This is a genomic window from Dietzia sp. NPDC055343 (genome assembly GCF_053645265.1).
Genome location: NZ_JBSHMJ010000007.1, coordinates 22790 through 41420 on the forward strand (window position 1 = coordinate 22790; position 18631 = coordinate 41420).

General features: G+C 69.6%; 18 protein-coding genes and 1 riboswitch. Of the genes, 13 read left to right on the forward strand and 5 right to left on the reverse strand.

Annotated features, from left to right (window positions below; translation table 11 throughout):
* Positions 1–80 precede the first annotated feature (80 nt).
* From ACWIE7_RS05275 to ACWIE7_RS05300, 6 genes are read left to right on the forward strand one after another with little or no spacing between them, the layout of a single operon-like run.
* Positions 81–3125 carry a Na+/H+ antiporter subunit A gene (locus tag ACWIE7_RS05275; protein WP_454068730.1) on the forward strand — a complete coding sequence of 1015 codons (3045 nt, stop codon included), beginning with the start codon at positions 81–83 and terminating at the stop codon, positions 3123–3125.
* Positions 3122–3712: a Na(+)/H(+) antiporter subunit C gene (locus ACWIE7_RS05280; protein ID WP_452099848.1), complete on the forward strand. Its 591-nt coding sequence runs from the start codon at positions 3122–3124 to the stop codon at positions 3710–3712. Before ACWIE7_RS05275 ends, ACWIE7_RS05280 begins: the two co-directional genes overlap by 4 nt.
* Positions 3712–5334, forward strand: a complete 1623-nt coding sequence (locus ACWIE7_RS05285) for a Na+/H+ antiporter subunit D (RefSeq protein ID WP_452099849.1) — start codon at positions 3712–3714, stop codon at positions 5332–5334. Before ACWIE7_RS05280 ends, ACWIE7_RS05285 begins: the two co-directional genes overlap by 1 nt.
* 1 nt (position 5335) lies before the next feature.
* Positions 5336–5965 (forward strand): Na+/H+ antiporter subunit E, encoded by a 630-nt coding sequence (locus tag ACWIE7_RS05290; protein WP_452099850.1) that lies wholly within the window; start codon positions 5336–5338, stop codon positions 5963–5965.
* Positions 5962–6255 (forward strand): monovalent cation/H+ antiporter complex subunit F, encoded by a 294-nt coding sequence (locus ACWIE7_RS05295; protein ID WP_452099851.1) that lies wholly within the window; start codon positions 5962–5964, stop codon positions 6253–6255. Before ACWIE7_RS05290 ends, ACWIE7_RS05295 begins: the two co-directional genes overlap by 4 nt.
* Positions 6252–6620 carry a cation:proton antiporter gene (locus ACWIE7_RS05300; protein WP_452099852.1) on the forward strand — a complete coding sequence of 123 codons (369 nt, stop codon included), beginning with the start codon at positions 6252–6254 and terminating at the stop codon, positions 6618–6620. Before ACWIE7_RS05295 ends, ACWIE7_RS05300 begins: the two co-directional genes overlap by 4 nt.
* 140 nt (positions 6621–6760) lie before the next feature.
* On the opposite strand, the gene ACWIE7_RS05305 is transcribed toward ACWIE7_RS05300, so the two are convergent.
* From ACWIE7_RS05305 to ACWIE7_RS05315, 3 genes are all read right to left on the reverse strand, one after another.
* Complete coding sequence (locus tag ACWIE7_RS05305) at positions 6761–7117, reverse strand: hypothetical protein (protein ID WP_452099853.1); 357 nt, start codon at positions 7115–7117, stop codon at positions 6761–6763.
* 122 nt (positions 7118–7239) lie between these two features.
* Positions 7240–7992, reverse strand: coding sequence for a LytR C-terminal domain-containing protein (locus tag ACWIE7_RS05310; protein WP_452099854.1), 753 nt, complete (start codon positions 7990–7992; stop codon positions 7240–7242).
* A 15-nt stretch (positions 7993–8007) separates the two neighbouring features.
* Positions 8008–8370, reverse strand: coding sequence for a DUF3263 domain-containing protein (locus tag ACWIE7_RS05315; RefSeq protein WP_454068731.1), 363 nt, complete (start codon positions 8368–8370; stop codon positions 8008–8010).
* Between the two features lie 160 nt (positions 8371–8530).
* Here ACWIE7_RS05315 and ACWIE7_RS05320 point away from each other — a divergent pair, with 160 nt between their 5' ends.
* The 6 genes from ACWIE7_RS05320 (at position 8531) to ACWIE7_RS05345 (ending at position 15363) form a co-directional block, all read left to right on the forward strand.
* Entirely contained in the window at positions 8531–9208 is a 678-nt protein-coding gene (locus ACWIE7_RS05320) for a peptide deformylase (RefSeq protein WP_452099856.1), read from the forward strand.
* A 79-nt stretch (positions 9209–9287) separates the two neighbouring features.
* On the forward strand, positions 9288–10298 hold the full coding sequence (locus tag ACWIE7_RS05325; protein WP_454068732.1) for a GNAT family N-acetyltransferase: 1011 nt from the start codon (positions 9288–9290) through the stop codon (positions 10296–10298).
* 105 nt (positions 10299–10403) lie between these two features.
* Positions 10404–11204: an exodeoxyribonuclease III gene (locus tag ACWIE7_RS05330; protein WP_454058610.1), complete on the forward strand. Its 801-nt coding sequence runs from the start codon at positions 10404–10406 to the stop codon at positions 11202–11204.
* Between the two features lie 62 nt (positions 11205–11266).
* Positions 11267–12160 (forward strand): polyphosphate kinase 2, encoded by an 894-nt coding sequence (gene ppk2, locus ACWIE7_RS05335; RefSeq protein WP_454068733.1) that lies wholly within the window; start codon positions 11267–11269, stop codon positions 12158–12160.
* A gap of 286 nt (positions 12161–12446) precedes the next feature.
* Entirely contained in the window at positions 12447–12863 is a 417-nt protein-coding gene (locus tag ACWIE7_RS05340; protein ID WP_454058609.1) for a CoA-binding protein, read from the forward strand.
* A 109-nt stretch (positions 12864–12972) separates the two neighbouring features.
* Positions 12973–15363 (forward strand): arylsulfatase, encoded by a 2391-nt coding sequence (locus ACWIE7_RS05345; protein WP_454068734.1) that lies wholly within the window; start codon positions 12973–12975, stop codon positions 15361–15363.
* Between the two features lie 81 nt (positions 15364–15444).
* Here ACWIE7_RS05345 and ACWIE7_RS05350 read toward each other — a convergent pair whose 3' ends face one another.
* On the reverse strand, positions 15445–15909 hold the full coding sequence (locus ACWIE7_RS05350) for a CD225/dispanin family protein (RefSeq protein WP_454068735.1): 465 nt from the start codon (positions 15907–15909) through the stop codon (positions 15445–15447).
* Between the two features lie 88 nt (positions 15910–15997).
* A complete protein-coding gene (locus tag ACWIE7_RS05355) occupies positions 15998–16294 on the reverse strand; it encodes a GNAT family N-acetyltransferase (RefSeq protein WP_230928530.1) in 297 nt (98 codons plus the stop codon).
* 78 nt (positions 16295–16372) lie between these two features.
* Positions 16373–16488: riboswitch (TPP riboswitch) on the forward strand.
* Between ACWIE7_RS05355 and thiC the strand changes: the two genes are divergently transcribed.
* Positions 16484–18343 carry a phosphomethylpyrimidine synthase ThiC gene (thiC, locus tag ACWIE7_RS05360; protein WP_454068736.1) on the forward strand — a complete coding sequence of 620 codons (1860 nt, stop codon included), beginning with the start codon at positions 16484–16486 and terminating at the stop codon, positions 18341–18343. Its footprint overlaps the riboswitch before it by 5 nt.
* Positions 18344–18631 lie beyond the last annotated feature (288 nt).

An 18631-nucleotide genomic window follows, 5' to 3' on the forward strand; every position in this document is an offset into this window, starting at 1 on the left:
TCGACCACCGGCTACCCGTCCCTGAAAGGCGGGTCCGTCCACATGTCGTCGTCCGATCGACGCAAGGAGAGGAGCCGCCGGTGATCGTGATTCTCGCGGCCCACGCCGTGGCCGCCCTGATCGCGATCCCCTTGGTGTTGCGGCTCGGACGCCGAGCGTTCCCGCTACTGGCCCTGGTGCCCGCCCTCAGCACGGTGTGGGTGGCGGCCAACCTGGACACTACTCCCACGGAGACCCTCCAATGGGCTCCCGCCATCCATCTCGCCCTCGACCTGCGGATGGACGCGCTATCAGCGTTGATGGCACTCATCGCACTCGGCGTCGGCGCCCTCGTGCTCTTCTACTGCACCTGGTATTTCGATGATTCCGAGCCCCGCCTGCACCTCTTCGCGGCGGAGATGGTGGCCTTCGCCGGCGTCATGTTCGGCCTCGTGGTGGCCGACAACCTGATCCTGCTCTACATCTTCTGGGAGATCACCTCCGTCCTGAGCTTCCTGCTGGTCGGCCACTACGCGGAGCGTGCATCGTCCCGCCGGGCAGCCGCCCAGGCACTGCTGGTCACCACGCTCGGCGGGCTGGCGATGCTCGTCGGCATGATCATCCTGGCCCAGGAGACCGGGTCGTACCTGCTCAGCGACATCGTGGCCTCGCCGCCTTCCGGCGCACTCGTGCACTGGGCGTTGGGACTGGTGATCGTGGGCGCGACCAGCAAGTCCGCCATCGCGCCGCTGCATTTCTGGCTCCCGGGCGCCATGACCGCACCGACCCCGGTCAGTGCCTACCTGCACTCCGCGGCGATGGTCAAGGCCGGCGTCTTCCTGGTCGCCGCCATGAGCCCGGGCCTGTCGGGCTCGTCCACGTGGCAGTTGCCGCTCGTCGGCCTGGGCCTGGTCTCCCTGCTCATGGCGGGCTGGCGGGCGCTCCGCGAGAGCGACCTCAAACTGGTGCTGGCCTTCGGCACCGTCTCCCAGCTGGGCTTCCTACTGACCCTGGTGGGTATCGGCTCGCGCGACACCATGCTCGCCGGGCTGACGATGCTGCTGGCGCACTCGCTGTTCAAATCGGCGCTGTTCATGTCCGTCGGCGTGATCGACAAGACCACCGGGACGCGCGAGATCCGCGAACTGTCCGGGCTCGGCCGCAAGCGCCCCGCCCTCGCGGTGTTCTTCACCCTCGCCGCCGCGTCGATGGCCGGCCTGCCGCCGTTCCTCGGGTTCGTCGGCAAGGAGGCCGCGTTCGCCACCGTCCTCGACGAGGGCCGGCTGCACGGCATGCCGTCGCTCGTCGTCACCGCCGGCCTCGTGGTGGGCTCCATCCTCACGTTCTCCTACACGGCCCGCCTGGTCATGGGCGCGTTCCGCACCAAGCGGATCTTCGACGGCAAGGCGAGCCCCGCGGTCGCCGAGTCGCGGCCGGCCGGAGTGTTCTTCCTGTCGGTGCCCGCGGTTCTCGCCACGGCCGGCCTGGTGCTGGGCCTGTGGTCCGCCCCCGTCGAGTCGCTGCTCTCGCGCTTCGTCGACACGGCGTTCCCGCCCGGCAGTCCCTGGGCCGCCGGGGAGACCTACCACCTGGGCCTGTGGCACGGCATCGGCATCCCGCTGGCGCTGACGTTCGTCGTCTACGTGCTGGGCATGATGCTCTACGTCGCCCAGCGGACCGTCGAGCGCCTGAAGTTCCAGTCGCCCGCCCTCGGTAACGCCGACCGCATCTACGACGCGGTCCTGCGTTTCTTCGACGTGCTCTCCCTGCGCCTGACCGGCTCCACCCAGCGCGGCTCGCTCCCGCTGACCCTCGGGATCATCCTCTTCACGCTCGTGATGTTCCCGCTGGTCTCGCTCCTGGTCGGCACCCGCGAGGGGCTGCAGATGGAGCTGTCGAGCAACCCGGTCGTGCTGATCGTCATGATCCCCATGACGATCGCGGCCATCGCGGCCACCCTGCTGCGCAATCGTCTGGCGGCCGTCATCGCGATGTCCGTGACCGGCTACGGCGTGGCCGTGGTCTTCGCGTTCCACGGCGCCCCGGACCTGGCGCTGACCCAGGTCCTCGTCGAGACCCTGATGATGGTCGCGTTCGTCCTGGTCCTGCGCACCATGCCCGCCGAGGTCCCGCTGTCCAACGGTTTCCGGCGCCTGCGCGCCTGGCTCGGCATCGGCGTGGGCCTGCTGGTGATCATCGTCGGCGCATACGCCATCAACGCCCGCCAGGACCCGGCCGTGTCCACCGTCTTCGCGGACATCGCCTACCGGATCGGCAACGGCTCCAACGCCGTCAACGTCACGCTCGTCGACATCCGCGCCTGGGACACCCTGGGCGAGATCACGGTGCTGCTGGTCGCGGCCACCGGCGTGGCCAGCCTCGTCTTCCGCAACCGGCGCTACGGTTCCGGACCCCGCATCGCGGACGCCGACAAGACGCTCTCGGGTCGCCGCGGCATGGAGGCCGCCCGCATCGTCATCGAGGCGCCCGGCGCCTCCCCCGGCCGCTGGCTCGTGGGCGCCACGGTCCGCGACCCGCGTGCCCGCTCGCTGGTCCTCGAGGTCACCACCCGGCTCATCTTCCCCACGATGATGGTGCTGAGCCTGTTCTTCTTCTTCGCCGGGCACAACAATCCCGGCGGCGGCTTCGCGGGTGGACTCGTGGCCGGCCTCGCGCTGGTACTGCGCTACCTCGCCGGCGGCCGCTACGAGCTCGGCGAGGCCATCCCGTTCGACGCCGGCCGCATCCTGGGCGCGGGCCTCCTGCTCGCCGCAGGCACCGCGGCGGCCTCGATGGCCTTCGGGGCGCCCCCGCTGTCCAGCGCCACGATCGAGTGGACGATGCCGGTGTTCGGCCACGTCAAGCTGGTCACGGCCCTCTTCTTCGACGCCGGCGTCTACCTCATCGTCGTGGGCCTGGTCCTGGACATCCTCCGCAGTCTCGGCGCCAGACTCGACCTCAACGAGGAGGACCTCGAGGAGCTGCGCGCCATCTACGTCGACGCCACCGATTCACCGTCCACCGCAGCCCTGCGCCGCGTCCCCGGGGTGGGCTTCCCCGGGCCGCGGTCCGATCTGTCCGCCCGCCGCGCCGAGCGCTACGAGGCCGCAGAGAACCAGGGCGTCACGCCGGAGGGGATGCCATGACCGCCGACTTCGCACTCCTGCTCCTGGCCGGCATCCTCTGCGCCGCCGGGGTCTACCTGCTCCTGGAGCGGGCCATCATCAAGATCCTGTTGGGCATCATGATCATGTCCAACGGCGTCAACCTGCTGATCCTCGCCGCCGGCGGCGCCCCCGGAAACCCGCCGATACGGGGCCGCGGCTGGGGCGACAACACGGTGGATTCCGATCCGTTGTCGCACGCGATGATCCTCACCGCGATCGTCATCACGGCCGGCGTCGGCGCGTTCATCCTCGCGCTGGCCTACCGCTCGTACCAGTTCACCACCGTGGACGAGGTCGCGGACGATGCCGAGGACGCGAAGATCGCCAAGCGGTCGCCCATGGACGCCTCGTCCGCCCCGGACCGCGACGCCTCCGACGACCCGACCACCGGCATGCCCACCGAGCTCGGTGAGCACGTCGACTACGACGACGAGGACCTCGAGGAGGCCGAAGCCGAGTACGAGGCCGAGGCCCGCGCGGAGGCCCAAGCGCGTGCGGAGGCGGACGCCCGGGTGGAAGCACTGCGAAAGAAGCTCACCAAGGACGACGAGGAGGAGAACCAGTAATGTCCGCTGATCTCTTCGGTTACCTCATCCCGTCCGTATTTCTGCTTCCGCTGCTCGCCGCGGCACTGTGCCTGGTGGTCTCGCGCCGCCCGCACGTGCAGAACATCATCACGATCACCACGCTGTTCATCCTGCTGGTGATCTCCGGTCTCCTGCTGGTGCTGACCGATCAACACGGCATGCACGTCGTCCAGGTGGGCGGGTGGGACGCACCGGTCGGGATCTCACTGGTCGCGGACCGCCTCAGCGCGCTGATGCTGTGCGTCGCGGCCGTGGTGCTGCTGACCGTCATCATCTACGCCGTCGGGCAGGGTGTCCGCGACGGCGACGGCGACCAGCCCACGTCGATCTTCCTGCCCACCTACCTCGCACTGGCGGCAGGTCTGAACGGCGCGTTCATCGCCGGCGACCTGTTCAACCTGTTCGTCGGCTTCGAGATCCTGCTCGCCGCCTCATACGTGCTCCTCACCCTGGGCGCCAGCCAGGAGCGGGTCCGCGCCGGTGTCTCCTACACCGTCGTGTCGATGGTGTCGTCGATGGTCTTCCTGCTCGGCATCGGTCTGACGTACTCGGCCGCCGGCACCCTCAACCTGGCGCAGCTGGCCACCCGGATGGCGGACGTCCCGGACGGGCTGCGGAACACCATCTTCGCCGTGTTCCTCGTGGCCTTCGGCATCAAGGCGGCCGTCTTCCCGCTGTCCACCTGGCTGCCGGACTCCTACCCCACCGCACCCGCGCCCGTCACCGCCGTGTTCGCGGGGTTGCTCACCAAGGTCGGCGTCTACGCGATCATCCGCTTCCACACCCTGGTCTTCGCGGGCGGCAGCATGGACAACGTCCTGCTCGTCGCCGGGCTGCTGACGATGGTCGTGGGCATCCTCGGCGCGATCGCCCAATCCGACATCAAACGAATACTGTCGTTCACCCTGGTCAGTCACATCGGCTACATGGTGTTCGGGGTGGCGCTGTCCACCGAGTCGGGGCTCAGCGCCGCGATCTACTACGTCGGCCATCACATCATCGTCCAGACCACGCTGTTCCTGGTCGTGGGCCTCATCGAGCGGCAGGCGGGGTCGTCCTCGCTCCGCCGCCTCGGCTCCATGGCCGTGCTCAGCCCGGTCCTAGCGGTCACGTTCCTCGTCCCGGCCTTCAACCTCGGCGGAATCCCGCCGTTCTCCGGGTTCATCGGCAAGCTCGCCGTGGTCCAGGCCGGCGCCGAGGTCGGCGGACCGCTCAACTGGATCCTCATCGGCGGCGCCATGGCGACCAGCCTGCTCACCCTCTACGTGGTGGCCCGCGTCTGGTCCAAGGCGTTCTGGCGGCCCCGCGCGGACGCCCCCGAGGGTGCCCTGGCGCTCGCCAAGCCGCTCGCACTGCTGCCGTCGGACGAGTACGTCGAGTTCGACGAGCGCGACGACGTGGGCAAGATGCCGATGAGCATGCTCGCCCCGACCGTGGCACTCATCGTGGTCTCCCTCCTGATGACCGTGTTCGCCGGCCCGCTGCTCGCCGTGACGGACCGCGCCGCGGAGAGCCTGATGGAACGCGGCGAGTACGTCTACACCGTCCCGACGGACGAGACGCCCGGCCGGTACGTCGGCAACGTGACGGGGGTGCGCTGACATGACCAAGAAGGTGAAGATGGACGCGCGCGTGTTCGGCTCACGCGTCTTCATGACCCTGTGGCTGGCCTTCGCGTGGACGCTCCTGTGGGGCTCGTTCGAGCTCGGGACCATCGTGGCCGGGCTGGGCGTGGCCGTGATCATCATGACGGTCCTGCCGCTGCCCCGGGTCCCGGTGGAGGGCCTGCTGCGCCCGATCTCCACGGCGTGGCTGGTCATCATGGTGGGCTACTACCTGGTCCGCTCCTCGGTGATCGTCGCGTGGCAGTCGGTCCGGCCGGCAGCACCGCCGGAACCGGCCGTGCTGCGGGCCCCGATGCGACTGAAATCCGACTTCACGCTCGCGCTCGCGGTGAACTCCCTCAACCTGATGCCCGGTGGCATCGTGGTCCGGGTGGACCCGGTGGCCCGGTACGTCTACATCCACGTCCTGGACGCCGGTACCGACAAAGCGGTCGAGGCCTTCTACCGCCAGACCGGGCACGTCGAGCAGCTGTTCCAGCGGGCGTTCGAACGGCCCGAGGACTGGCACCCGAACCCCGAGCACTACACCGCGCCCGCCGACAGCGGGCCACAGAAGACCGGCCCGAGGAACCCGGGCCCCGCCGCGGGCCAGGAGGTGCCCCGATGAGCTTCACCCTGGTCCTGTGGACCCTGACCGTCATCGCGCTGACCGCCGCCCTGTTCGTCACGATGGTTCGGCTCGTCGGCGGCCCCAACACGCTCGACCGCATGATCTCACTGGACATGCTGGCCGCCGTCGCCCAGGGCGGGCTCGGCGTCTACATCGCCTGGACCAAGGACACCACCGGCGCCGCCGCGCTCGTCGCCCTCGCGCTGGTCGCGTTCCTCGGTTCGGTGTCCGTGGCCCGCTTCCGCGTCAGCGACACCACCGGAGTGCCCGAGGAGCCCAAGTCATGACCGACGACCCCCGCGAGATCATCTCCGCCCTGTTCGTGCTCGCCGGGGCCCTGCTGACGCTCGCCAGCGCCATCGGGCTCCTGCGGTTCCGCGACACCCTCAGCCGCATGCACCCGGCGGCCAAGCCCCAGGTGCTCGGCCTGGTCCTCATCCTCTTCGGCGCCGGGATCCGGATCTTCCCGAGTTCCGACCTCGGCATGCTCGTGCTCGCCGCCATCGTCGCCGTGTGTACCGCGCCGGTGATCGCCAACCGCGTGGGCAACGTCGCCTACCGAGAGAGCGTCGAGGACGGCACCATCACCCACGAGGCGCCGGTTCTGGAGAAGTACACCAAGCGGGCGAGCGACCCCCGCTTCCGTCGCTAGCCGTACAGCCCGCGCTGGCTATCCCCGGCCGATAACCCGGTAGCCGGGAAAGACCCGAGCCCCGCCTCCACCCGGAGACGGGGCTCGCTTCGGCGCTGGGCCGCAGCCCGCTGCCGGGCCGACGCCCGGCGCAGAAGAGATCAGTTGCCGGCGACGCCGCCCGGCTGGCGCTCGGCCTCCGGGACCACCGGGCCATCGACGCCGTCGGCCTCGTCGACGCCGACCGGGTCACCATCGAGGCCCAGGCCCGGGTTGGTGGTGGGGGTCGGGGTGCCCTCCAGCCACTCCTCCTCGGAGGCGTCGACGCCACCGGCGGACTCGGGGGCCGGCGACGTGGTGGTGGCGGTGGTGGGATCGAGCGTGTAGCTGGGAAGCGTGTACGGCGCGTCCGGATCGGCAGGCTGCTCGTTGGGCGGGCTGCACGCGGCCAGGCCCAGCGCGAGGGCGAGTGCGGGAGCCGCGACCAGGAGGCGGCGGGCGGTCTGACGCGGGGCCATGGGGGCTCCTTCGATCTCGGGAGGCTGCAAGTCTCTACAGTGCACGGATCCCGCGCGGCGGAATCCGTCGACTCATCATATCCTCAGGCCTTCGCGCCCGAGGCCATGGGGGACGACAGGCCTCAGCGGTCGAGGTCCTGGGTGACGATCACGATCACGCCCGGAGCGTCCGCGGCCATGTCCGCGGGGCGCGGCTTGGCGGAGATGCCGAGCTGGCCCGCGATGGCCTGCGCGGCCTGCTGCTCGCCCGGGCCGGTCCCGTAGAAGGCGGTCGACTCCGCCACGACACCCCGGTTGGACGGCATGTTGGCCACGTCGCCCACCGCGAATCCGGATTCCCGCAGCTGCTCACCGGTCCGGCCCGCGAGGCCGGTGACGGTGCTGTTGTTGTAGATCTGCACGGGTACCGCGGTCGCGGCCGGGGCGCCGGCGTCGGGGGCCTGCCCCTGCTGGCCGTTCTCCCCCGAGGCCGGGTCGGCCGGGGCTGCGGGTTCCTGGTCCGCGCCCGGGGGCAGCGGCTCGCCATCGCCCGGAGCGGGCTGGCCGTCGGAGCCCTGACCAGCGGCCCCCTGCCCCTCGGCGCCCTGGCCGTTCTGGCCGTTCTGCTCGACCTGGGAGGTGCTCTCCTCGACGGCGCTGACGCCCTCGTCGTCGTCGCCACCGAACAGCTGCACCAATCCCACGCCGATCGCCAGCACCACCGCGGACAACAGCACCATCGCGATGGCCCGGTACGGCGGGCCGCTCGGCTCGTCGGCGTAGGGGCCGTCACCCTGCGCGTTCGGGTCGGCGTCGTAGCCGGCGGCGTAGGCGCCGCCGTGCTCCGCGTCGAACTGCCGGTCGTCGTACTGCGGGTTCTCGGACTGGGTGTTCACGCGCCCGAGTGTAGGTCAGTCGAGGCGCATTCCCAGGTTGCGGGCCGCGCGCGCCTTCTGCCTGCTGCTGCGCATGCGGCGCAGCCGCTTGACGAGGAGCGGGTCGGTGGCCAGAGCCTCGGGCCGGTCGATCAGGTCGTTGAGGATCTGGAAGTAGCGGGTGCCCGACATGTCGAACTTCTGCCGGATCGCCTCCTCCTTGGAGCCGGCGAACTTCCACCACTGGCGCTCGAACTCGAGCATCGCCTGGTCCCGATCCGACAGCAAGGGGTCGGCCGCGTGGAGTTCGCTCACGTACTGCTCGCTCTCAGCCTGCCCGCTCCCAGCCTGCCCGTCCCCGACCTGCGCGTCGTGTGCCGTAGCGGCCGCTCGACCCATGTGCGTGCCTCCTCGGTTCGCGATGCGCTGGCACCATGGCCGCGCCGACCCTGCGCTCGGATCACACCGTTGTGATTCCCCCGTAGTGAACCACACCGCTACGACACCCTGCCAGACGCGAAAGGGAGAACAGGCCAGGTGCGCACTAGAATCTGTGTCCATGGCAATCCGTCCCATCGTCATCCTCGGCGACCCCGCGCTTCACGCCCCGACCGAGCCCGTCTCCGAGTCCCCCGAGGAGCTCGCCGCGCTCGTGCAGGACATGTACGACACGATGGATGCCGCCAACGGGGTGGGCCTGGCCGCCAACCAGATCGGCGTGGGTAAGCGCCTGTTCGTCTTCGACTGCCCCGACCTGGACACCGAAGACGGGGGCAGCCTGTCCCGCGAGGAGGTCGAGGCGCGCGGCGGGTGGATCACGCGGCGCGGCTGCGTGGTGAACCCGGTGCTGGAGACCTCGGAGATCCCCGAGACCATGCCCGACCCCGAGGAGGACCTGGAGGGCTGCCTGTCCGTTCCGGGCGTGAACTTCCCGCGCGGGCGCGCCTGGTGGGCCCGGGTCACCGGCACCGACGAGCACGGCGAGCCGGTGTCGGTCGAGGGGTACGGCCTGTTCGCCCGCTGCCTCCAGCACGAGGTGGGCCACCTCGACGGCTTCCTGTACACCGACCACCTGATCGGTCGGAACCGCAAGGCCGCCAAGCGGCACATCCGCGACGAGGGCTGGGGCGTGCCGGGCCTCAGCTGGGACCCGTCGCGTGACCCGGACCCCTTCGCCGACGAGGACGGTGCCGACGACGACTACGACGACGACACCGCCAGCCCGCTTCATGGCTGAGCAGCCGCACGGTTCCCCGGACCCGGCTCACTCCGACCGTGGGCTATCAGGCCGATCGCGCTGGAACAACGGTCGCGAGGTGGCCATCGGCGAGCGGGTGACGGTGCGCCGTCATCTCGCTCCCGGCGAGACCTCACACCTGTACACCGACGTGATCGGCCACGTGGTGACGCTCGAGCCGGAGCTGGTCGTGCGCCGCGAGTCCGGCGAGGAGGTCCGGATCCCGGACGCCGACATCGCCGTGCTCAAGGTGCTGCCGCCGCGGCCGGTACGCGCCCGCGAGATCCGCGCGCACGAGTACGCGGGCGCGCTGGCCTGGCCGGGCACCGAGTACGAGCTCGTCGACGGCTGGTTCTGCCGGGCCGGCGACGACTGGTCGTACCGCCGCGACTCCGCCGTGCCGGTGCTGCCGTGGGCCAGCTGCGCCCGGCTCGACGGGGTCCGCGACTGGTACGCCGCGCGCGGACTGCCGCTGCGGATCGTGGACGTGGACCGGCTGGTCAGGACCGAACAGATGCTGCTCGACGGTCAGCCCGTCGACCCGGCCCGCCTCCGGGCCGACCGCGAGCTGATGCTGTGCACCGCGGACAGCCGCGAGCTGCTGGGCATCGTGGACGCGGCGTTCCCCGCCGACTCCCGGCCCGCCGTGACGCTGGCCGAGACCCCCGGCGACGACTGGCTGGAGCTCTACCACGCCACCGCCGACCTGGACCCCGAGCGCGTGCGGCCCGCGATGCTCGCCACCGCCGACGCCTCGGACGGCGACCCCGCCCCCGGCGGGCACACCGTGTTCGCCCGCCTCTCCGACGGTGGCGAACTGGCCGCGATCGCCCGCGGCGCCGTGACCGCCGGGCCCGACGGGGCGCCCCGGATCGCCGTCTCCTGCGTCCAGACCGCCGCGGGCCATCGGCGCCGGGGCCTGGCCGAGATCGTCACCGGCTCGCTCGTCGACTGGGGCCTGGGCCTCGGGGCGACCGAGTGTCACCTCCACGTCTTCGCGGACAACACCGCCGGACGGGGGCTGTGGACCAAACTCGGCCTGCAGCCGCACCATTCGCTACGGCACCTCGTCGTCGTCGCCCCCTCCTGATCCACTCCCGCGGGGCGACGGACCCGGGGCCGTGTCCCGTGGTCGTCCCCGTGTGTTCACCCACGCACCACTCGCCGCACGAGGACGGGTAATAGACTGGTGCCCATGCGCCTGGCCACCTGGAACGTCAACTCCATCCGTGCTCGTCGTGACCGGGTGGTGTCCTGGCTCGAACGATCCGATGTCGACGTCCTGGCCATGCAGGAGACCAAGTGCAAGGACGATCAGTTCCCGCATGAGGCGTTCGAGGAGATCGGTTACCAGGTCGCACACCACGGTCTGAGTCAGTGGAACGGCGTCGCCGTGGCCTCGCGCGTCGGCCTGGAGGACGTGCAGATCGGCTTCGACGGGATGCCCGGCTTCCACAAGGACCCCGAGGTCTCGCAGGATCCCGAGGCGCGCGCGATCTCCGCGGTCTGCGACGGCGTCCGCGTGTACAGCCTCTACGTGCCCAACGGCCGCGAGCTCGCCGACCCCCACTACACCTACAAACTCGAGTGGCTGGCCCGGCTGTGCGATCACGCGGCCGCCGAGGTGGCCGCCGACTCGAGCGCGCAGATCGCGCTGGTCGGCGACTGGAACGTGGCGCCGCAGAACGAGGACGTGTGGGACATGGAGGTCTTCGAGGGCAAGACCCACGTCTCCGATCCCGAGCGGCTGGCGTTCGCCGCGTTCGACGGCGCCGGCTTCCGCGAGGTCACCCGCGAATACACGCCCGGGCCCGGCGTCTACACGTACTGGGACTACACGGGGCTGAGCTTTCCCAAGCGCAAGGGCATGCGGATCGACTTCCAGCTGCACTCCCCCGCACTGGCCGCCCGCGTCACCGGCGCGAGCATCGATCGCGAGGAGCGCAAGGGCAAGGGCGCCTCGGACCACGCCCCCGTCGTGGTGGACCTCGACTAGACCCTGCCGCCCCCGAGTCGCCTGAAACGCTCGACACCACCTCACGCCAGGAGATCGACCGCATGTCCACGTTCCAGCTGCGTCACTACATCGATCGGCTCCGCGCCGAGGGCTACACGGTTCGCGACGACCACGGCGAGGATCCCGACCTCATCGACATCAATGGCCGGGCCGTGGACACGTGGCGGGAGAACTACCCGTACGACGACCGGATGGACCGGAACCAGTACGAGGTCGAGAAGTACCTGCTGCAGATCGAGCTGCTCAAGTTCCAGCGGTGGCAGGCCGAGACCGGGCACCGGCAGATCATCGTGTTCGAGGGTCGCGACGCCGCCGGCAAGGGCGGCACGATCAAGCGGTTCACCGAGTACATCAACATCCGGCAGTCACGCACGGTGGCGCTGATCAAGCCCACCGAAACCGAGATGCACCAGTGGTACTTCCAGCGCTACGTCAGCCACCTGCCCAGCCGCGGTGAGCTCGTCCTGTTCGACCGGTCCTGGTACAACCGGGCCGGCGTCGAACGGGTGATGGGATTCTGCACCGACTCGCAGTACGAGACATTCATGGAGCAGGCTCCGATGTTCGAGAAGATGCTGGTCGACTCGGGAATCGGGGTGACCAAGTTCTGGTTCTCCGTCACCCGCGAGGAGCAGAAGACCCGGTTCGCGATCCGCCAGCTCGACCCGGTGCGGCGCTGGAAACTCTCGCCCATGGACCTGGAGTCCCTCGACAAGTGGGACAAGTACACGGACGCCAAGGAGGAGATGTTCCGGCGCACGGACACCGACCACGCGCCGTGGATCACCATCAAGTCCAACGACAAGAAGCGGGCCCGCATCAACGCGATGCGCTACTTCCTCAACCAGTTCGACTATCCGGAGAAGGACTCGCAGGTGGTGTTCGCCCCGGACGGCAAGATCGTCCAGCGCGGCAAGGATGCCGTCGGGGACTAGCGCAGCGAGCGCCAGCGAGCGAAGCGATGCCCCCGCGCACAAAACCCGTCGGGGACTGACTGAGCCTGCGAAGGAAGCGCCCCGCGCACAGAACCCGTCGGGGACTGACTGAGCCTGCCTTCCCACGATCGGCGACTGGTTTGTCGACACCATGGCGATTCTTGACGTAGTCACTGCGAGGAATCGACCTGGATTTCGCAGTGGTGCAATCAAACTGCGGATTCGGGGCACACCGCCGACGCCGACGCTCGGGAATGTCTGCCGGCCGCGGGGCATTGCACGGGGTATGAGCCATCTGAATGATCGCGATGTCATCAAGCGTCTGCTGTCCGACAAGGGCCGTTGGGCCGTCGTCGGCCTGTCCACCAACACCGGGCGCACCGCCTACGGGATCGCGGGGTACGTCCGGGACCTGGGCCATCAGATCGTGCCCGTTCACCCCAAGGCCGAGACCGTCTACGGCCAGCAGGGATACCCGGATCTCGCGTCGGTCCCCGGTGAGATCGACGTGGTGGACGTGTTCGTGAACTCCCAGCTCGCCGGTGCGGTGGTGGACGACGCCATCGCCAGTGGTGCGAAGGCCGTCTGGCTGCAGCAGGGCGTGATCGACGAGGCCGCGGCGCAGCGCGCGAAGGATGCCGGCCTCGACGTCGTCATGGACACCTGCCCCGCGATCGAGGCTCCGCGGCTGGGCCTGATCTGACGGCTGACCCCGGAGGGTCTCACTCCGTGGAGTCACGCTCCAGGCGCTTCACGGCCCATCTGTAGACAAATGTCTACAAGTTCGGCAGAACGTGTATACGATCGCCGTCATGACGAGTGCGAACGACGCTTCCCCCTCCCCCTCAGGCGAGTTCGGGGCCCCAGCCGGATTCGCCGGCACCATCACGGAGGACCTGGGTTCCGCGCAGCCGGCGTGGCCCGCACGCCCGCGTCCCGACCGACGGGGACCCGGCGGGGCACCGGACGTGATCGTCATGCTCGTGGACGACATGGGCTACTCGGACATCGGTGCGTTCGGCTCGGAGATCCCCACCCCGAACCTGGATGCCGTGGCCGCGGAGGGCGCCCGACTGACCGATTTCCACGTCACCCCCACCTGCTCGCCCACCCGGGCCGCGCTGATGACCGGCTGCAACTCGCACGCGGTCGGGATGGGAGCGGTCGCGAACGTGGACACCGGCTTTCCCGGCTATGCCGCCGAACTGGCCCCCAACCAGCCGTCCATGGCCGAGGCCTTCCGCGACGCCGGCTACGCCACCATGGCGATCGGCAAGTGGCACCTGTGCCGCGAGCAGGACATGCACGCGTCCGGTAACCGGCATTCGTGGCCCCTGCAGCGCGGCTTTGACCAGTACTACGGCTTCCTCGAAGCCCAGGCCAACCTGCACGCGCCGTCCCAGCTGTACGAGGGCAACAGTCCGGTCCACGTCGAGGAGTACCCGGAGGGCTACTACCTCACCGACGACCTCACCGACCGCGCCGTGCAGATGATCGCCGAGACCCACGCCTCGGATCCCGGCAAGCCGCTGATGATGTACTACGCGCACGCGGCGGTCCACAGCCCGATGCACATCAAGGACGGCGCGGCCGAGGATTTCCGGGGCCGTTACGACGCGGGCTGGGATCAGATCCGCGCCGAGCGCCGGCACCGGCAGGATGATCTGGGCGTGGTGCCGGCCGCCGCCGGGACCGGACCGATGGACGAGGAGCTTGGACCGGACGTCGTCGAGTGGGACTCGCTGTCGGACGACGGCAAGCGGCTTGCCGCCCGCCACATGGAGAACTACGCGGCCATGGTCGTGAGCATCGACGAGTCGGTGGGCCGCATCCGCGAGATCCAACGCCGCCTCGGCCGGCTGGAGAACACGATCTTCGTCTTCTTCTCCGACAACGGCGCGGCCACCGGGGGTTCCGGAGGCACGGTCGGCATGTTCAACTTCCTCGCCAACCTCGACCGCAGCCGCACCCTCACCACCGAGGAGCGCATCGCGGAGGAGACCGGCCGAATCGACGAGCTCGGCGGCCCCGCCTCCTGGCCGCACTATTCCTCGGCGTGGGCGACGGTCGCCAACACCCCGTTCCGGCGCCATAAGTTCAGTACGTACCGGGGCGGGCACCAGGTGTCGTGTGTGATGTCCTGGCCCGCCGGGCTCGGGGAACTGGGAGAAGAGAACGACGACGACGGCGCCATCCGCCACCAGTACGCGCATGTCACGGACATCTTTCCGACCGTGGCCGAGCTGGCAGGGGTGGAGATTCCGAGGAGCCGGGCGGGCCGGGAAGCGCGGCCGCTGGACGGCTCCTCGATGGTGGCGGCGCTGAAGGACGCCGACGCGCCGAGCAGTCACGGCGACCAGTACTACGAGTGCCTCGGTGAGCGCGCGTACTACGCCGGCGAGTTCGAGCTGGTGGCCCGCCACGCCAAGGCGACGCCGTTCTCCGCGGACCGATGGGAGCTCTTCCGACCCGAGAGCGACGCGGTGCAGCTCGAGAACGTGGCCGACCAGCACCCGGAGGTGGTGGCCGATCTCGTGGCCCGCTGGGAGGCGGCGGCCCGGGACAACATGGTGTATCCGATGTCCAACGGCAGTCCGCTGCACTTCTTCCAGCGTGACCCGGCCGAGCAGCGTCTGGCGGTGGAGACCGTGATGGTCCCGGAGACCCCGCCGCTCGAGCGGTTCCGGGCGAGTCAGCTCATCGACGGCCGCGGGTTCACCGTCGAGGTGGCGCTGGGCGCGGACGGCTTCCGGGCCAGTGACGAGGGAGTTCTCTACGCCCATGGAGGCCAGGAGGCGGGCGTGGTCCTCTTCGTGAAGGACGGCGCCCTTCAGGTGGAGCAGAACGCCTGGGGCCGGGCCCTGACCTCGGAGCCGGCCGACATACCGGCGGGCGCGACACGGTTCGGCCTCCGCGTCGACGCTCCGGGCAGAAGCAGGTGGATCGTGGCTCTCGAGATCGACGGTGTCCCGGTCGCGGAGGGGATCGAGTTGACGCAGCTGTCGTGGCTGGTGCCGTTCAGCGGGATCTCGGCGGGCCGGATGCACCGATCACCGGTGTCCGCCGACCTCTACCGTGCGCACGGCATGTTCCCCTACTCGGGCACGTGGGAGACCGTGACCATCCGGCCTGGTGCGTTCTCGCCGGACGCGCCGTCTCAGCTCCTCGATGTCATCCGGACGATGGGCGCGGCCACGCAATAGGGCGGCCACACAACAGAAGGGGCTGCCCCGGGTTCCGTACCCGGAGCAGCCCCGTCCTTCGTCGTCAGACGGCGTCTCGGGTCAGTACCCGGCCGTCGCAGCCGCGCCGACCAGGACGAAGATGAACACCACGTAGAGCACGATCAGCAGTACCACCAGGGCCAGCGAGATCATCCCGAGCTTCTTGACGGTCGCGCTGGCCGCCTCCGCCTCGGCGTGCCGGCCAGCCGCCCACAGCGGGTAGACCTGCAGTGCGCGGGTCATCGCGACGAACGACAGCGGCCAGAAGAACAGGATCGAGGCGACCGCCCATCCCACGTTCGATGGCGGACCGATCTGCGTCGCACCCGCGCTGCCGAACGACGGGTTCTGTGCGGCGTAGTCGGCCTGGGCGTAGCCCGGCTGGCCGAAACCCGACTGCCCGTAGCCCGACTGGCCGGGCGCCCCCTGCCCGTACGCGGACTGCGCGTTGTACCCGGTCTGCGACGAGTAGTCGGTGTAGCCGTTGTCCTGGCCGGAGTTGTCACCCTGGGGCGGGTAGGTCATGTCGATCCTTCGTTCGTGGCGGTTCACTCGAACGCCCAGACTACGCCCGCCACCTGCGTCTCAGCCGCGCGCATGAGACCCGCGCGCGTCAGTTGGCCGCGACGAGTAGCTGATACTCGGGGAACCGGACGAGGAAGCGCCGCACGTAGCTGCACACGGGACGGATCCTGGCCCCGTCGAGCCGCATCCGGGTGAGCACCAGGCTGACCAGCAGCCGCGCGATGCCCTGCTGCCCGAATCGCTCCTCGATGACGGTGTGGAGAAGGATGAAGACCTCGCCGTCCATCTCATAGCCGACGAGCCCCATGAACGTCTCATCGTCCCACAGTTCGAACCGATCGCGATCCGAGTTGTGGACCAGCTTCAACGACGTGGCGGTGGACATCTCGACTCCTTCGGGCCGACGGTGCTACTTCCGGAGACCCTACTCCCCGCGCTACCCTCGGACGGCACAACTTCATAACCCATCCACACGGGAGCCCGCCTCGGAGCGCGGGCTGAGAGGACGACCGGCCGGGTCGTCGACCGTAGAACCTGTCCGGATCATGCCGGCGTAGGGAGTTCTGGAAATCTCATGATTGATCACGCATCTACTGACGCGCGCCCATCTACTTCTGTCGAGGACGTGACGTGCGGCCCCATCTATGCGAGCCACAAGACGTACCTGGGTGTAGAGGCACCGGGGTACGACGACGACAACGCCACCACCCCGCCCCCGTTCACCGACAACACCACCGACGGTCCGGGCGTCACCATGCAGGTGCCGGCCCGCAGGATCGAGCTGACCGACGGCACCTCGTTCGACGTCTACGACACCTCGGGCCCGTACACCGGCTACACCACCGCCGCCGACTGCCACGATCTCGCGGTGGGCCTGCCCCGCACCCGTGAGGAATGGCCACACCCGCGGCCGGTTCCCGTGTCGGTGTCGGCGTCGTCGGTGACGGCGTCGTCGGTGACGGCGTCGTCGTCACACTCGTCACCGTCGCCCGCAGCCACGTCGTCGGGCACTCCCGCGCCTGCGTCGCCGCCCGCGGTCCGCACCCAACTCGCGTGGGCGCGTGCCGGTCTGATCACGCCGGAGATGCGGTTCATCGCCGCACGTGAGGGCGTCGACGTGGAGCTCGTCCGCGACGAGGTGGCCGCGGGCCGGGCCGTCATCCCCGCCAACCACCGCCACCCGGAGAGCGAGCCGATGATCATCGGCAAACGCTTCATGACCAAGATCAACGCCAACATCGGGAACTCGGCGGTGACCAGCTCGATCGCCGAGGAGGTCGAGAAGATGGTGTGGGCCACCCGCTGGGGCGCCGACACGATCATGGACCTGTCCACCGGCAAGGACATCCACGCCACCCGGGAGTGGATCCTGCGGAACTCGCCCGTACCGGTGGGCACCGTGCCGATCTACCAGGCGCTGGAGAAGGTGAACGGCGACCCGGCCGCGCTGACGTGGGAGCTATACCGCGACACCGTGATCGAGCAGTGCGAGCAGGGCGTGGACTACATGACCGTCCACGCCGGGGTGCTGTTGCGGTACGTCCCGCTGGCGGCCACGAGGGTCACGGGGATCGTCTCGCGGGGCGGGTCGATCATGGCCGCGTGGTGCCTGGCCCATCACCGGGAGTCGTTCCTCTACACCCACTTCGCCGAGCTGTGCGAGATCCTTGCGCGCTACGACGTCACGTTCTCTCTGGGGGACGGGCTCCGGCCCGGGTCGATCGCGGACGCCAACGACGAGGCCCAGTTCGCCGAACTACGGACCCTCGGCGAGCTCACGCGGATCGCCAAGGCGCACGGCGTGCAGGTGATGATCGAGGGGCCCGGCCACGTGCCGATGGACAAGATCGTGGAGAACGTGCGGCTCGAGGAACAGTGGTGCGAGGAGGCACCGTTCTACACGCTCGGGCCGCTGGCCACCGACATCGCGCCGGGGTACGACCACATCACCAGCGCGATCGGGGCCGCCCGGATCGCCGAGGCCGGCACCGCGATGCTCTGCTACGTCACGCCCAAGGAGCACCTCGGGCTGCCGAACCGCGACGATGTCAAGACCGGCGTGATCACCTACAAGATCGCCGCCCACTCGGCCGATCTGGCCAAGGGGCATCCGCGCGCGCAGGAGCGCGATGACGAGCTGAGCCACGCCCGGTTCGAGTTCCGGTGGAAGGATCAGTTCGCGCTGGCCCTCGATCCGGACACCGCGCGCGAGTTCCATGACGAGACCCTGCCGGCCGAGCCCGCCAAGACCGCCCACTTCTGCTCGATGTGCGGCCCGAAGTTCTGCTCGATGCGCATCTCGCAGGACATCCGCGACTACGCCGCCGAGCACGGGCTGGAGACCGTGGAGGCGATCGAGGCGGGGATGGCGGAGAAGTCGGCCGAGTTCGCCGATGCCGGCGGGCGCGTCTATCTGCCCCTCAGCGGCGCCTGACCCGGCCCAGCCGCCGGCCCGGCGGGACGCCGGCCCGGCGGGACGCCGGCCCGGCGCCAGCTCGAGCCAACCGGCTGCCGACCGTTCTGTCTCGCGTGGTCGCAAATCATGCTGACGCCGGGACCTGCCCTGGGAAATTGTGAGCGGGTCAGACCACTCGGCGGAATGTGGTCCGCGCAAGCCCCGCCCAGCTTCGGCCCGGCCCCGGCGGGACGTGCGCGCCGGGAATGCACACATCACCTGCACTTACGCGCCCGGAATGGTCCATTCCGGGCGCGTAAGTGCACC

Excerpts from the sequence above, each read along its gene's own strand:
- ACWIE7_RS05280 (WP_452099848.1), top strand. The coding sequence starts at position 3,122 with ATGACCGCCGACTTCGCACTCCTGCTCCTGGCCGGCATCCTCTGCGCC.
- ACWIE7_RS05285 (WP_452099849.1), top strand. The coding sequence starts at position 3,712 with ATGTCCGCTGATCTCTTCGGTTACCTCATCCCGTCCGTATTTCTGCTT.
- ACWIE7_RS05290 (WP_452099850.1), top strand. The coding sequence starts at position 5,336 with ATGACCAAGAAGGTGAAGATGGACGCGCGCGTGTTCGGCTCACGCGTC.
- ACWIE7_RS05295 (WP_452099851.1), top strand. The coding sequence starts at position 5,962 with ATGAGCTTCACCCTGGTCCTGTGGACCCTGACCGTCATCGCGCTGACC.
- ACWIE7_RS05300 (WP_452099852.1), top strand. The coding sequence starts at position 6,252 with ATGACCGACGACCCCCGCGAGATCATCTCCGCCCTGTTCGTGCTCGCC.
- ACWIE7_RS05305 (WP_452099853.1), bottom strand. The coding sequence starts at position 7,117 with ATGGCCCCGCGTCAGACCGCCCGCCGCCTCCTGGTCGCGGCTCCCGCA.
- ACWIE7_RS05315 (WP_454068731.1), bottom strand. The coding sequence starts at position 8,370 with ATGGGTCGAGCGGCCGCTACGGCACACGACGCGCAGGTCGGGGACGGG.
- ACWIE7_RS05320 (WP_452099856.1), top strand. The coding sequence starts at position 8,531 with ATGGCAATCCGTCCCATCGTCATCCTCGGCGACCCCGCGCTTCACGCC.
- ACWIE7_RS05330 (WP_454058610.1), top strand. The coding sequence starts at position 10,404 with ATGCGCCTGGCCACCTGGAACGTCAACTCCATCCGTGCTCGTCGTGAC.
- ppk2 (WP_454068733.1), top strand. The coding sequence starts at position 11,267 with ATGTCCACGTTCCAGCTGCGTCACTACATCGATCGGCTCCGCGCCGAG.
- ACWIE7_RS05340 (WP_454058609.1), top strand. The coding sequence starts at position 12,447 with ATGAGCCATCTGAATGATCGCGATGTCATCAAGCGTCTGCTGTCCGAC.
- ACWIE7_RS05345 (WP_454068734.1), top strand. The coding sequence starts at position 12,973 with ATGACGAGTGCGAACGACGCTTCCCCCTCCCCCTCAGGCGAGTTCGGG.
- ACWIE7_RS05350 (WP_454068735.1), bottom strand. The coding sequence starts at position 15,909 with ATGACCTACCCGCCCCAGGGTGACAACTCCGGCCAGGACAACGGCTAC.
- ACWIE7_RS05355 (WP_230928530.1), bottom strand. The coding sequence starts at position 16,294 with ATGTCCACCGCCACGTCGTTGAAGCTGGTCCACAACTCGGATCGCGAT.
- thiC (WP_454068736.1), top strand. The coding sequence starts at position 16,484 with ATGATTGATCACGCATCTACTGACGCGCGCCCATCTACTTCTGTCGAG.